The sequence below is a fragment of the Curtobacterium sp. NPDC089185 genome (assembly GCF_040685235.1).
Lineage (GTDB): Bacteria > Actinomycetota > Actinomycetes > Actinomycetales > Microbacteriaceae > Curtobacterium > Curtobacterium citri.
Window position 1 is genome coordinate 39168 of record NZ_JBFBHK010000007.1, and the last position, 13213, is coordinate 52380.

The window sequence follows — 13213 nt, forward strand, 5'->3', positions numbered from 1 at the left end:
GGTGGGTGCGCGCCTCCCGGCTGGCGGGTCGGTCGGGTCAGCCGGTGGGCTGGTCGTCGTGCTCGGCGAGGAAGGCCGCGATCACGCGGCGGAACTCCTCGGGCTGCTCCAGGTGCGAGCAGTGGCTCGCGCCGGGGAAGACGTGCTGGCGCACCTCGGCGATGCGCTCGACGAAGGGCTGCCAGGTGGCGGGGGTGGCCTCGTCGTGCTCGCCGGCGACGACGAGGGTCGGGGTGACCACGCGGTCGAGGCGGTCGACGACGGTCCAGTCGCGCATCGTGCCGATGACGTGGAACTCGTTCGGGCCGTTCATGGTGTGGTAGACCGTCGGCTCCTGCTCCATCTGCGTCTCGGAGTCGACGAAGTCCTGCGGCATGGGGACGACGCGGCAGACGTGGCGCTCGTAGAAGACCTGCGTGGCGGCGAGGTACTCGGGGTCGTCGACCGTGCCGGCGTCCTCGTGGCGGGTGAGGGCGTCCTGCACGTCCTGCGGCAGCTGCGCCCGGAGCTCGGCCGCGCCGTCCACCCAGAGCTGCATCGACGCGGGGGAGTTGCAGATCGCGAGCGACCGCAGGTGCTCCGGCTGTCGGACCGCGATCTCCGACCCGAGCATGCCGCCCCACGACTGGCCGAGGACGTGGTGCTCGCCGAGCCCGAGGTGCTCGACCAGGGCGGTGTACTCGTCGACGAACAGCTGCGGCGTCCACGAGTCGACCGGGGCGTCGGGGCGGTGCGAGCTCCGGCCGCAGCCGAACTGGTCGTGGTGCACCACGGTGCGGCCGGTCTCGTCGGCCAGGGCCGCGAGGTTCCGGAGGTAGTCGTGCGCCATGCCGGGGCCGCCGTGCAGGACGACGAGGGGCAGCGCTCCCGCTACCGGGGTGTCCGGTTCGGTGACGCGGTACCAGGTGTGGCCGTCGCGGAACGGCATCGTGCCTTCGGTGATGCGGGACATGACGCACAGCATGGCCCGCCCAAAGGTTCCCTGCAATACCTTTCCTGGTCCCGTAACGTGGACGAAACGCAGGGAGGGGCAGGAGTGCCAGATCGCGCGACGGAGACCCGGGTCGACGAGGTCGAGGACCGGCTCGTCACGGCCGTGGCCGTCGGGGAGTACCTGCCCGCGTCACGGCTCCCGCCGGAGCGTGAGCTCGCCGTGCTCCTCGGGGTCGGACGCGTGACCGTCCGCGCCGCACTCGCCCGGCTCGTCGACCGCGGCCTGCTCGAGACCCGACGCGGTCGCGGCGGCGGCACCTTCGTGCGGACGCAGTGGCCCGACACGTCGTCGGACGCCGTCGGACGGACGCTCCTGGCGCGCTGGGCGGGCATCCGCGACACCGCCGACGCGATCGCACTGCTGCACGGCGCGCTCGCCACCGCCGCCGCCGAACGCATCGGCGACGACGGACGAGCGGCGCTCCGCGACCGGCTGGACGCCTTCCGGGCGGCTGCCTCCGGGTTCGAGAAGCAGCAGGCGGACGCCGTCCTGCACCGCACGATCATCGACGCCGCGGGCAACGACGTGCTCGCCGCCACGCTCGCGGGACTGGAGTCGCAGGTGTCCATCGCCGCACCCGCGCACCTGTGGGGCACGGCCGAGGGCATGGCAGAGATGGAGGCGCGTGCGCTCCGGGAGCACAGGGAGCTCGTCGACGCGGTCTGCGACGGCCGTCCGGTGGACGCCGGGGTGGTGGCCCGTCGGCACGTGGGGATCGACCTCGAGCTGCTCGAGCGGGCGATGCTGCGGGCGGGCCAGGTGCCGCGGGGCTGACCCGGTCGTGCTCGGTGCCGCGCGTCGCTGCGGGCGGCAGCGGTGTCGGGCATGATTGCGGCACGGAAGGAGCGCACGTGGCGGACATCCTGGTGGTGGAGGACGATCCGGAGATGGGTGCGCTCGTCGAACGGGGCCTGGTCGGCGAGGGACACCGCGTGACCCTGGTCACGGACGGGGTCGCCGCGCTCGTCGCCGCCGCAGCGCACCGGTTCGACGCCGCCGCGATCGACGTCATGCTGCCCGAGATGAGCGGCTTCGAGGTGTGCCGCCGACTGCGCGAGACGGGTCAGGAACTCCCGGTGATCCTCGTCACCGCCCGCGACGCCGTCGACGACCGGGTCTTCGGGCTCGACGCGGGAGCGGACGACTACCTGACGAAGCCGTTCGCGATCGCGGAGCTCAACGCACGCCTGCGCGCCCACCTCCGACGCCGAGCCGCCGGGTCGGCCACGGTGGTCGAGGCCGGGCACGTCCGGCTCGACACCGTCACCGTCCGGGCGACGGTCGCCGGCCGCGACCTGCCGCTCAGCGTCAAGGAGTTCTCGCTCCTGCGGTTCCTGGCCCAGGGGTCCCCGGAGACCCGGTCCCGTGCCGAGGTGCTCCGGGAGGTCTGGGGGAGCGCCGAGCACTTCGACCCGACGATCGTCGACCAGTACGTCAGCTACGTCCGCAAGAAGCTCCACGCATCGGGAGCCGACGTCGTCATCCGCACGGTCCGGGGCGTCGGGTACGCGCTCGACGTCGTGCCACTGCCGTGAGGTGGGTGCGGCGCCTGTCGGTCCGCGCGCGCATCACGATCGGGAGCACGCTCGTCGGCGCGGTGGTCCTCACCCTGGTCGCACTCGTCCTGCACGTGCAGGTGCAGGAGGCCACGCTGGCGACCGACCGGTCCCTCGCCGCCGGTGACGGTGCGTCCTTCGTCGCCGACCTGCGGAGCAATCCCGGTGAGACGCCGGACCGTCCGTCCGAGGGCGTCCTCGTCGGCATCCGCGACGACGACGGCACGTGGCTGCTCGACACGCTCCCCGCCGACGTGCGAGGCGCACTGCCCCCGGGCGTCCCGCGCGAGCCGACCACGAGGCGCGTCGGGAGCGGCCACCGGCAGGCCACGGTCGTCGGGACACCGGTCCGGACCGCCGTCGGCGACTTCGTGGTGTGGTCCGCGCACGACGGGCGCGCCGGGCACCAGACTGTCGAGCGCTTCGACCGGTCGCTCGTGACGGGCACGCTGCTCGCCCTCGCCGCGTCCGCGGTCGGCGCGTGGTTGCTGTCCACCGTGGCCCTCCGACCGGTCACCAGGATGCGCCGGACGGCGGAGGCGCTGCGTCGTGGCGACACGAGCCTCGGGGACGCCACGGGGCACCTGCCGGTCGGGCCCTCCGACGACGAACTCGCCGACCTCGCCCGCACGCTCAACGCGTTCCTCGACCGGCAGCGCGTCGACGCCGCCCGCGAACGCCGCATGGTGTCGGACGCCAGCCACGAGCTCCGGACACCCCTCGCCGCGCTGACCGCACGGCTCGAGCTGGCGCACCGGGCGTCGGGGGACGCCGTCGCGCTCGAGCGGGAGCTGTCGGCAGCCGAGGCGGACGCCGCGCGGCTCGTCGCCCTCGCCGAGACGATGCTCGAGCTCAGCCGGCTCGACGAGGTCCGGCCGGCGCCGACCACCCCTGCCTCGGCGCTCGTGACGGAGCTGATGGGGTGCGTCGACCGGGCTCGGGCGATCGCCGGCGCGGGGGACGTCGACTTCTCCGTGCGGGTCGCGGACCCGGCCGTCGTGTACGCGGTGACACCCGCTGGGTTCGGCCGGGTCGTCGACAACCTCGTGGCGAACGCCGTCGCGTCGGGAGCGGCCGACGTCGAGGTGCGGATCGCGCTCGACCAGCAGACCGACGGCGTCCTCGTCCTGACCGTCCGCGACGACGGCCCCGGTGTGCCGGACTCGTTCCTGCCGCGCGCGTTCGACCGCTTCACCCGCGCCGACGAGGCCCGGAGGACGACCCTCGGCGGCAGCGGCCTCGGGCTCGCGCTGGTGCGCGGCACCGCCGAACGTGCCGGCGGGTCCGCGTCGCTCGAGAACGGCCCGGACGGAGGCGCGGTGGCCCGCGTCCACCTGCCCGCGCGCTGACCGCCGGGTCCACGCGCCTCCGTTCGAGGACTCGAACGAAGGACCTGGCTCGTTCCGGGCTGCTTCATGGCGGCGGTGTCGACGCTGGGAGGCACCCGATCACCCGCTGGAGAGGACCGAGACGATGATCGACACCGCTCGCCCCGCCGCCCACGAGCCCCACCCCACCGCGCGGCGCTCCCCCCGGCCCCCGACGGAGCCACTGCCGGCCGCCGCACGCCGTCGTCGACGAGACGGATGCCGCCGAGCCGCCGCGGGTGACCTGCTCGGCGTGGCCGCGTGGGCGTCGGCCGCCGTCGCGGTCGCCCTCTGGCTCGCGTCCCCGGGGTCGCACGCGGTGTCCGGCCTCGGCGGCTGGCTCACGGACGCCGGGATCGTCGCCGGCCTCGTCGCGACCGACCTGGTGCTCGTCATGCTCGTGCTCGCCGCACGGGTGCCGCTGCTCGACCGCGTGTTCGGCCAGGACACCGCGATCGCCGTGCACCGGTCGCTCGGCAAGCCCGTGCTGTACCTGCTGCTCGCCCACGGCGCGCTCCTCACGCTCGGGTACGGCACGGCGTCCGGCAGCGGACCGGTCGCCGAGACCGTCTCGCTGTTCTCGACGCCGGACGTGCCGCTGGCCTACCTCGGACTCGGGCTGTTCCTCGTGGTCGTGGTGTCCTCGGTGGTCGCCGTCCGCCGGCACCTGCCCTACGAGGTCTGGCACGTGGTGCACCTGCTCAGCTACGCCGCCGTGCTCGTGGCCCTGCCGCACATGCTCAGCGCCGGCAGCGTCCTCGGACAGGGCACCTGGCAGCGCGTCTACTGGATCGCCGCGTACGTCGTCGCGCTCGGCCTCGTCGCCCTGTACCGCTTCGCGGTGCCGCTCGTGGTGACCCTGCGACACCGGATCCGGGTCGTCGCCGTGGAGCCGATCGCCCCCGGCGTCGTCTCCGTCCACCTGTCGGGGCGGGACCTCGACCGTCTCGGGGTCCGTGGCGGTCAGTACGGGGTCTGGCGCTTCTGGTCCGCGACGACCTGGTGGCACGCCCACCCGGTGTCCTTCTCGGCGGTACCCGGTACGGACCGTGCGCGCATCACCGTGCGCGAGCTCGGCGCGGGGTCGGCGCGGCTCGCTCGCCTCCGTCCCGGGACCGCCGTGTCGCTCGAGGGTCCGTACGGGTTCTTCACCGACGTCGCTCGGACGGCTCCGTACCTCGCACTCGTCGCCTCCGGCATCGGGATCACGCCCGTCCGGGCGCTCCTCGAGGACACCGACCTGCGTCCGGGGGAGGCGACGGTGCTCCTGCGCGGCACCGACGCGTCCCAGCAGTACCTGTGGCAGGAGACCGCGGAGCTCGCGGCCGCGACCGGGACCACGCTGTACGCGATGGTCGGGCACCGGGCGCGTTCCCGGGCGAGCTGGGCCACCGAGGAGGACCTGCGCCGGGGGGTGACCCTGCTGTCGGTGTTCCCGCGGCTCCTCGAGTCGGACCTCTACGTCTGCGGACCGCAGGCGTGGTCCGACCTGGTGGTCCGGGAGGCGCGGCTCGCCGGTGTGCCCGAGCACCGCATCCACCAGGAACGGTTCGGGTCGTGAGGGCCCGTGTGGTCGCCGGCGGCATCGTGTCCTCGGCCGCGGTGCTCGTCATCGGCTGGCAGCTCGGCGGGCAGCCGGCCCTGACCGCGCCGGCGCAGCAGGGTACGAGCGCCGGCACGCAGACCGGAGGGACCGGCAGCGCATCGTCCGGTAGCACGTCGTCGGGCACGTCGGGCACGTCCGGCAGCGGGTCGTCGGGCAGCGGGTCGTCCGGCAGCGGGTCGTCCGGCAGCGGGTCGTCCGGCGGTACGGAGTCCGGCGGTTCGGCCGCCTCCGCAACCTTCACCGGCGCCGTGGCCCAGACGCAGTACGGCGACGTGCAGGTCCAGGTCACCGTCGCGGGCGGCAGGATCACCGACGTGACCGCGCTGCACCTCACCGACCGCGACGGTCGATCGGTCGCGATCAGCCAGCAGGCCGCACCGATCCTCCGGCAGGAGGCGCTGCAGGCGCAGTCGGCGCAGATCCAGGCCGTCAGCGGGGCCACCTTCACCAGCGAGGGCTACACGACGTCGCTGCAGTCCGCCCTCGACCAGGCCGGCCTGTGACCGTCACGACCTTCGCGACGATGGGCACGGTCGTCAGCCTCCGGGGTGCCACCCCGGAGGCCGCGGCCGCGGTCCGCGCGGTCTTCGCGGGGTACGACCACCGGTACAGCCTGTACGACCCCGCGTCGGTGCTCAGCCGGATCGCCGCGGGGAGTCTCCGGCTGCCCGACGCTCCGGCACAGGTCCGGGACGTCTACGCACTCGCGCTCGAGTGGCGTGACCGCACCGGCGGCGCCTTCACACCGCACCGCCCGGACGGGGTCGTCGACCTGTCCGGGGTCGTCAAGGCGCTCGCGGTCCGCGATGCGGGCGCCGTCCTCGACGGCTGCGCCGACGACTGGATGATCAGCGCGGGCGGCGACGTGCTGGTGCGCGGACGACACCGCCCCGACGATCCGTGGTCGGTCGGTGTCGTCGACCCCGAGCGGCGTGACACCGTGATCGGCGTGGTGCGCCTCGACGGGTCGAGGCGATCGGTGTGCACCTCGGGTACGGCCGAACGCGGCGAGCACGTCTGGCGCCGGAGCACGCCCGTGTTCGTGCAGGCGACCGTGATCGCCGACGACGTCGTGACCGCCGACGTGCTGGCGACGGCGATCGTGGCCGGCGACGAGGACGACCTCCGCCGGCTCACCGCGGACGGAGCGGTGGACGTGCTGGCCTCCGCCGTCGACGGGACGGTCTGGGCGACGCCCGGTGCGGCAGGGGTCGTGGGCTCGACCATCCCGCCGACCGGGGGCGGCGGGGAGTCGGCGAGCAGCGCCTCCTCGGCGTGAGTGGTGTCGGGGTCGGCGTGTTCAGGGCGCCGAGGTGCCGGGTAGTTGCCCGTAGGTGTCCTCGTCGACCGGCTCGAGCCACTCGTTGCGCACGTCCGGACCGGGCGTGATGAAGGCGATGTGGGAGAACCAGGAGTCGGCCTTCGCACCGTGCCAGTGCTTGGTCCCGGCAGGGACGCGGACGGTGGTGCCCGGGGTCATGCTGACGGGGTCGGAGCCTTCGGCCTGGTACCAGCCGGAGCCGGCGGTGCAGAGGAGGATCTGGTCGCCGCCGCCGGTGCCGTGGTGCACGTGCCAGTCGTTGCGGCAGCCGGGTTCGAAGGTGACGTTGCTGACGACGGGTACACCGTCGGTGAGGGGCGCGAGGTAGCTCCGGCCGGTGAAGTACTGGGCGTAGGCGTCGTTTTCCTCGCCGATCGGGAACGGTTGCTCGAACGTCACGTCGGTCATGCGGGGCTCCTCGTCGCGCTCTCGCTGGGCTGCAGGGTCGGCGGTCATGTCCCGACCGTACGACTGCGGGGAGCCCGCTGGGAGGGGCTGTCGTCACCTCCCTCGGGGAGCCGGTCATTTCGTGCTCGTGGCAGCGGTCGGGGTGGTCCCGCCGGCGCCGCGGTGGTCGCCGTGTCGGATGATGGGTCGGTGAACCGGACCGATCGTCTCTACGGCCTCGTGGAGGAACTGCGCGCCGCGTCACCGCGGCCACGGAGCGCGCGACGGCTCGCGGAACGCTTCGAGGTGTCCGTCCGGACCATCGAGCGGGACCTCGCAGCACTGCAGTCGTCGGGACTGCCGATCTGGGCGGAACCCGGACGGACCGGCGGCTACGTCATCGACGCGTCGGCGACGCTCGGCCCGGCGGGGTTCACGCCGGACGAGGCCCTCGCGGTGCTGATCGGGCTCGGCGCGCTCCGTCACAGCCCGTTCCGCCACTCCGCTCGGACCGCCGCTCGGAAGCTGCTCGCGGTCATGCCGGACCCGGAAGCGGCGCGCGCCAGCGCCTTCGCAGCCCGGGTGCACTTCCTCGAGAGCGACGAGGAGCCGGCCGCGCCGGTCGAGTTCGCCGAGGCACTGCGCGCCGACCGCGTCGTGCAGCTGCACTACCTGGACGCCGCCGGTGCGGAGACCAGTCGCGACGTCGAGCCGTTGGGGTCGATCGAGAAGGACGGGCAGTGGTACCTCATCGCCTGGTGCCGACTCCGCGACGGAGTGCGGGCATTCCGTGCCGACCGGATGCGCTCGATCAGGGTGACCGACGAGCGACCGCAAATGCGCGCACTCCGTGCCGAGGACCTCGCGATCCAGAACGGACGGCTCCGGTCCGTCGTCGACGACTGATCACCGACACCGATCCCGGGAACACCGATCTCGGGGACACCGATCTCGGAAACACCGACAGGACGCTGTCGCGACGACCGGCGACGCTGGTGGAACACCATCAGCACCACCGAAGGAGCCCCATGTCGTTCGCATCCGTCCGCATCGTCACCGACGACCTCGACGGTCTCGTCACGTTCTACGAGAACCTCACCGGTCAGCGAGCGGAGCGCCCCGCTCCGGTCTTCGCGCAGTTCGGCGGCACCGGCGCCGTCCTCGCGATCGCCAGCACCGCGACCGTCGCGATGCTCGGCGGCGCGCTCGTCCCGGCGACGAACCGCTCCGTGTTCATCGAGTTCGAGGTCGCCGACGTCGACGGTGACTTCGCCCGGCTCCAGCCCGCGCCGGAGGACGTCGTGCTCGCACCGACCACGATGCCGTGGGGCAACCGCTCGGCACTCGTGCGGGATCCCGACGGCAACGTCGTCAACCTGTTCAGCAGGCCGACGACTGCGGAGTCGGAGCACTGACTTCCGCGTGAGAAGGTGACGCCGTGGCATCTGCGGAGGCCCTCGGACTGATCGAGGACGAAGTACAGCTCGTGCTCGCGGGCCTGCGGGAATGGGGCGGACCAGTACACCTCACCGAGACCCTGGCCCGGGCGTTCGGCTTCGCGGGTGCAACGGACTTCTTCGAGCAGAGCCGGAGGATCCGGGAGTCGCTCGAACGCGGCGCGGCGTTGCCGCCGACCGACTGGCGTCGGGCGCTCCTGGCGACGGAGGTGGCCTTCGCTTCAGACGTCGTCGGGTCGGGGGTCGACTGGGAGACGACGACCGGTGTCCCTGACGCCGTCGCACTCACGCTCCTGCGGAGCGTGCAGCGGAAGATCCGGCACTGAGACGGTCGTCCTCCTCCGCCGACGGCGCGCGCGGAGGATGACGAGCAGCAGCACGAACCCGACCGCGCTGCTGACGAGGATGCTCAGCCCCACCTGCACCGTGACGAACGTCCGGTGGCCGAAGAGTGCATCGAGCAGGAGGCCGATGCCGACTGCGAACCCGGCGATCAGCGCTGCGCACACCGGTTCGAGCCAGAGCGGCGACAGCAACGATGCTCGGTCGACGGGGAGATCCTGGTCCAGTCGCTCCCGGTGCGTCCTTCTCCCGGTCGCGGACGGTGATGCCGATCGTCGGACCCCACAGGGCGATGACCGCTTGCCCACCCTCGGGGTCCAGCAGGATCAGCACGACCATCGTCGCCGCCGCGCCGATCAGGTACCACCAGGGGAAGACGCGGCGCAGCGGTACTGCCCAGCGGCCGTCCGGCCCCGTCCCGTCGTTCCTCACGACTGCGTGTCTACACGGGACCTGATCGCATCGATGCGTCCGGGGGTCCGTGGCCGACCGGCGGCCGTGCGACGATCCCCGGGTGACGAAGCTCTCGCAGGACGCCTGGCCCGAACTGTCCGGCCTGATCGCTGCGGCACCGGCCGCGCAGGTCCTCGAGGGTGGGTCCGCCGCAGACCGGGCACACCTCGGTCTCACCGAACGGTCGTACCTCGGCGCCCTGATCGCGCACACCGGGGGGATCACCGTCGACCACGGCTGGCTCCGCCTCCTCGGCGGTGCCGGGGGACGGCTCCCGTCGGTGCTGGACGCCCACACGGACTCGTCGGGACGGTGCGTCGTCGGCTTCGACGTGCTCGGTGGCGTGTTCGCGCTCGACGGCGGCTCGCTCGGTGTCGGAGACGGGCGCGTGTACTACTTCGCCCCCGACAGCCTCCGGTGGGAAGGCCTCGACCTCACGCACAGCGAGTTCCTCACGGCGATGCTCACCGACGCGATCGGGCACTTCTACGGATCGCTCCGGTGGGACGGATGGGCTGCTGACGTCGCTGCCCTCGCGCTCGACCGCGGCTTCTCGATGTACCCGCCGCTCTGGTCCGCGAAGGGCAAGGACCCGAACGCGAGCGACCGGCGGGACGTCCCGATGACGGAGGTCGCGCGCGATCACTGGCCGGCGGGGACGTCGGAACGGTCGGACGGACGTGGCTGAGACGTGATCAGACGACGGGCCGTCATCGGTCGCGAAGGCCGGTGCCGCTGCGGACGCTGCGCGACGCCGCGGTCGACGGCGTCCTCGACATCTGGGGCGCCGCGGCCCCCGGAACCGCAGCGGCCCGAGCCGCCCCGTGGCGGACTCAGGGCGGCGTCGACCCCTCGAGCCGCGCCTCCTCGGCGTCGTAGCCCGCACGGACCTGCCGGAGCACCAGGTCGTCGATCTCGTCCGCGTCGCGGAGCCGCAGGAGCGTCGCCGCCTTGTGCCGGACCAGCGCGAGCTCGAGCGCGACCGTGGTGTCGTGCCGCTGCAGCGCCGGGTGGTCGTCGTCGTCCTCCTCGCGGGCCTGGATGACGTCGAGGTGCGCCTCGAGGTCCTTCCGCACCCGCTCGACCGCGGCCCGGTCGGCCCCGGCCTTGCGAGCGAGTCGGGGGAGTGCGTCGAGCGCTTCCTCGACCGCCGTCCGCTCGGCGTAGCGGCGCTCCTCGCCGACCGACTCGTCCTCGGGGAGGGCCGCGCGACGGAGCACGGCGGGCAGGACGAGCGCCTGTCCGACGATCGTGACGACGACGACACCGGCGGTGACGAACACGATGAGGTCGCGGTCGGGGAAGGCGCCGCCCGACTCGAGCGTGCGGGGGACCGCGACCGCCATCGCCAGGGACACCGCGCCGCGGAACCCGGCGAACCCGCTGACGAGCCGGTCGCGCCGTCCCTCGCGGGGCTCGCCCCCGAACCGTCGGGTCACCAGCCAGACGGTGCCGCCGAGAGCGCCCTCGAAGGCGAACCGCACGAGGACGAGCACGACGGAGACGGCGAGCACGAGCCCGACCCCGGTCCACAGCTCGCGGGCCTCGAGCTGCCGCGCGGCGACCATCGCCTCGATGCCCACGAGCACGAACAACGCGCCGTTGAGCAGGTACGTCAGGAACGACCAGAAGGCGCGGACCTGCTGCCGGGTCTCCGCCCGGTCGAGCTTCGGCGCGACCTGGCTCACCACGATGCCGGCGGCGACGACGGCGAGCACGCCGGACGCACCGATCGCCTCGGCGCCGAGGAACGCCGCGAAGGGCACGAGCAGCGTGACCATGTTCTCGAGCACGACGGTGTCGACGCGACGCAGCACGAGCGAGCCGAGCCACGCGGCCAGCAGCCCGGCCGCCACGCCGCCCACGTAGGAGAGCACGAGCATGCCGGACACGTTCCAGAACGTCAGCTCCTGCGTGCCCACCGTCACGGCGACCGCGATGCCGTAGACGACGAGCGTCGTGCCGTCGTTCACCAGGCTCTCCGCGCGGAGCACCGTGACGTTGCGTCGCGGCAGCATCTTCGTGAGCACGCCGACGGCGGTGGCGTCCGTGGGCGCGACCGCTGCGCCGAGCACCCAGGCGGGCCCCCACGGCATGCCGAGCAGGTGCAGGAGGGTGGCGACGACCCCGGCCGTCACGACGACGAGCAGGGTGCCCATGAGGACGATGCCGCGCAGGTTCTTGCGGATCTCGCGGAGCGACGTCGTCAGGCTCTCCCAGTACAGGAGCGCCGGGAGGAACAGCAGGAGGACGGCGTCGGCGGGCAGCTCCACGCGGGCGAACGTCGGCACGAAGGCGAGCAGCGCGCCGATCACGAGCAGCAGCACGGGAGGGGCCACCCGGATGCGGTCGGCGACGGCCGCCGTCAGGGCGATGGCGAGCCCGAGGGCGACCACCAGTTCAGGACCGAGCACGGATCTCCTCGCGGTTCGTCGGACGCGTCAGTCAACGCCGCCGGTACTGCGAGACCTTCCCGATCCGCGTCCTCGGGACTCAGCCCGCGGTCACCCGTCGTCGTCGGAGCCGTCGCGCCCACGCCCGCCACGGCAGCGAGGTGGCCAGCGCGAGCCCGATCACGACGCTGCCGAACCACGCGACGACGATCCCGGGGACCGGGACGAGCAGGCTCGTCCAGAGCAGCACCGCCAGGACGCCGAGCACGTACGCGGCGCCGGCCTTCAGGTACCGCAGCCGCTGCAGCCCGGCCGACTGGTCGAGCCGCGAGGTGAGCCGCGCCAGGAACACCGCGCCGACCCCGATCGCCGCGACCGCGACCGTCGCCTGTTCGAGCGCGCCGAGCCCGTCACCGCCGAGCAGCCCGGAGCCGGACAGGCTGTACACGCCGTCGAGGATCTCGAACAGCATGAAGACGACGAGCCCGCGTTCGAACACGACCGTCGAGGCGTAGGTGTGGACGCGCCACGAGCCTCCCGTCGCGACGGACCCGGTGTCGGTCCCACCGAGGCCGCGCAACGACCACGCGGCGACGCGCTTCGACCCGAGGTAGGCGCCGGTGCCGGCGACCCCGCCCAGGGCGACCGGGAGCACCGTGGTGACCGCCCAGCCGTCGTCGGCCCCCACGAGCGACGTGGTGACCAGCACCCCGGCGACGGCGGTGACCAGCGCCCAGACGCGAGGACGCGCGACCCGGGCGAGCCGCGCCTCCAGGCCGCCCAACCAGGACCGACGCGACAGGCGGTCGGTGTTGAAGAGGTACTCGGCGAAGACGAGCCAGATGAACGCGGCGCCGAAGGCGGCGAGGGCGGGACGGACCTCGGCGAGGTGCGCGGTGAACGACCCCGGCGCGAACACCGCCTCGTCGACAGCCGACGCGGGGTCGGTCACACCGCCCACGGCGACCGCCGCCGGCGGCAGGGCGAGTCGCATCGCGAGGACGCCCGCGACGATGCCGAGCGACAGGAACAGGCGCCGTGCGGGGGAGTGCAGGCGGCCGGCGATCCCCGCCATCGGGACGGACGAGTCAGCCGCCATCGCGATCTCGAGCAGCGCGAGCGCTGCGAACGCCAGGGCGGCGGCGGGGCCGAGGACGACCCACGCGACGGCGGCCGCCGACAGGGTGAGGACGAGCGGCAGGGTCAGGAGCGATCTCGTGGCCATCACCCCATGCAGCCCGTGGCACCTGGACGACGTGTCCGTCCGGCCTGGCAGACGGCCTGGAGGCACCGGTGCGTTCCGCAGGACGGGTGACGGCCCGTCCCCACTTGCGGGG

Annotated in this window: 14 protein-coding genes; 10 read left to right on the forward strand and 4 right to left on the reverse strand. The window is 73.4% G+C overall.

Features of this window, described 5'->3' with window-relative positions:
- Positions 1–37: 37 nt before the first annotated feature.
- On the reverse strand, positions 38–952 hold the full coding sequence (locus tag AB0N84_RS09445) for a proline iminopeptidase-family hydrolase (protein ID WP_259346290.1): 915 nt from the start codon (positions 950–952) through the stop codon (positions 38–40).
- 84 nt (positions 953–1036) lie between these two features.
- Between AB0N84_RS09445 and AB0N84_RS09450 the strand changes: the two genes are divergently transcribed.
- The 6 genes from AB0N84_RS09450 (at position 1037) to AB0N84_RS09475 (ending at position 6802) form a co-directional block, all read left to right on the forward strand.
- Positions 1037–1768 carry a GntR family transcriptional regulator gene (locus tag AB0N84_RS09450; RefSeq protein WP_363545556.1) on the forward strand — a complete coding sequence of 244 codons (732 nt, stop codon included), beginning with the start codon at positions 1037–1039 and terminating at the stop codon, positions 1766–1768.
- 77 nt (positions 1769–1845) lie between these two features.
- Positions 1846–2529, forward strand: coding sequence for a response regulator transcription factor (locus AB0N84_RS09455; RefSeq protein WP_182047961.1), 684 nt, complete (start codon positions 1846–1848; stop codon positions 2527–2529).
- Positions 2530–2534: 5 nt separating this feature from the next.
- A complete protein-coding gene (locus AB0N84_RS09460) occupies positions 2535–3899 on the forward strand; it encodes a HAMP domain-containing sensor histidine kinase (RefSeq protein ID WP_182047962.1) in 1365 nt (454 codons plus the stop codon).
- Positions 3900–4023: 124 nt separating this feature from the next.
- Positions 4024–5478 carry a ferredoxin reductase family protein gene (locus AB0N84_RS09465; protein ID WP_363545560.1) on the forward strand — a complete coding sequence of 485 codons (1455 nt, stop codon included), beginning with the start codon at positions 4024–4026 and terminating at the stop codon, positions 5476–5478.
- Positions 5475–6026: an FMN-binding protein gene (locus tag AB0N84_RS09470; protein ID WP_259346271.1), complete on the forward strand. Its 552-nt coding sequence runs from the start codon at positions 5475–5477 to the stop codon at positions 6024–6026. The genes AB0N84_RS09465 and AB0N84_RS09470 overlap by 4 nt, the downstream gene beginning before the upstream one ends.
- A complete protein-coding gene (locus AB0N84_RS09475) occupies positions 6023–6802 on the forward strand; it encodes an FAD:protein FMN transferase (protein WP_259346272.1) in 780 nt (259 codons plus the stop codon). The genes AB0N84_RS09470 and AB0N84_RS09475 overlap by 4 nt, the downstream gene beginning before the upstream one ends.
- Before the next feature lie 21 nt (positions 6803–6823).
- Here the strand turns inward: AB0N84_RS09475 and AB0N84_RS09480 are convergent, their stop codons facing one another.
- Positions 6824–7300: a cupin domain-containing protein gene (locus tag AB0N84_RS09480; protein ID WP_259346273.1), complete on the reverse strand. Its 477-nt coding sequence runs from the start codon at positions 7298–7300 to the stop codon at positions 6824–6826.
- Between the two features lie 141 nt (positions 7301–7441).
- Here AB0N84_RS09480 and AB0N84_RS09485 point away from each other — a divergent pair, with 141 nt between their 5' ends.
- The 4 genes from AB0N84_RS09485 (at position 7442) to AB0N84_RS09500 (ending at position 10171) form a co-directional block, all read left to right on the forward strand.
- Positions 7442–8137: a YafY family protein gene (locus AB0N84_RS09485; protein WP_363545565.1), complete on the forward strand. Its 696-nt coding sequence runs from the start codon at positions 7442–7444 to the stop codon at positions 8135–8137.
- 122 nt (positions 8138–8259) lie between these two features.
- Complete coding sequence (locus tag AB0N84_RS09490) at positions 8260–8646, forward strand: VOC family protein (RefSeq protein WP_182047965.1); 387 nt, start codon at positions 8260–8262, stop codon at positions 8644–8646.
- Positions 8647–8669: 23 nt separating this feature from the next.
- Entirely contained in the window at positions 8670–9014 is a 345-nt protein-coding gene (locus AB0N84_RS09495; protein ID WP_363545568.1) for a hypothetical protein, read from the forward strand.
- A 530-nt stretch (positions 9015–9544) separates the two neighbouring features.
- Positions 9545–10171, forward strand: coding sequence for a DUF2625 family protein (locus AB0N84_RS09500; protein ID WP_363545571.1), 627 nt, complete (start codon positions 9545–9547; stop codon positions 10169–10171).
- A 145-nt stretch (positions 10172–10316) separates the two neighbouring features.
- Here the strand turns inward: AB0N84_RS09500 and AB0N84_RS09505 are convergent, their stop codons facing one another.
- Both AB0N84_RS09505 and AB0N84_RS09510 read right to left on the reverse strand, forming a co-directional pair.
- Positions 10317–11897, reverse strand: a complete 1581-nt coding sequence (locus AB0N84_RS09505) for a Na+/H+ antiporter (protein WP_069710956.1) — start codon at positions 11895–11897, stop codon at positions 10317–10319.
- A 79-nt stretch (positions 11898–11976) separates the two neighbouring features.
- Positions 11977–13101, reverse strand: a complete 1125-nt coding sequence (locus AB0N84_RS09510) for a DUF475 domain-containing protein (protein ID WP_363545574.1) — start codon at positions 13099–13101, stop codon at positions 11977–11979.
- Between the last annotated feature and the right edge of the window lie 112 nt (positions 13102–13213).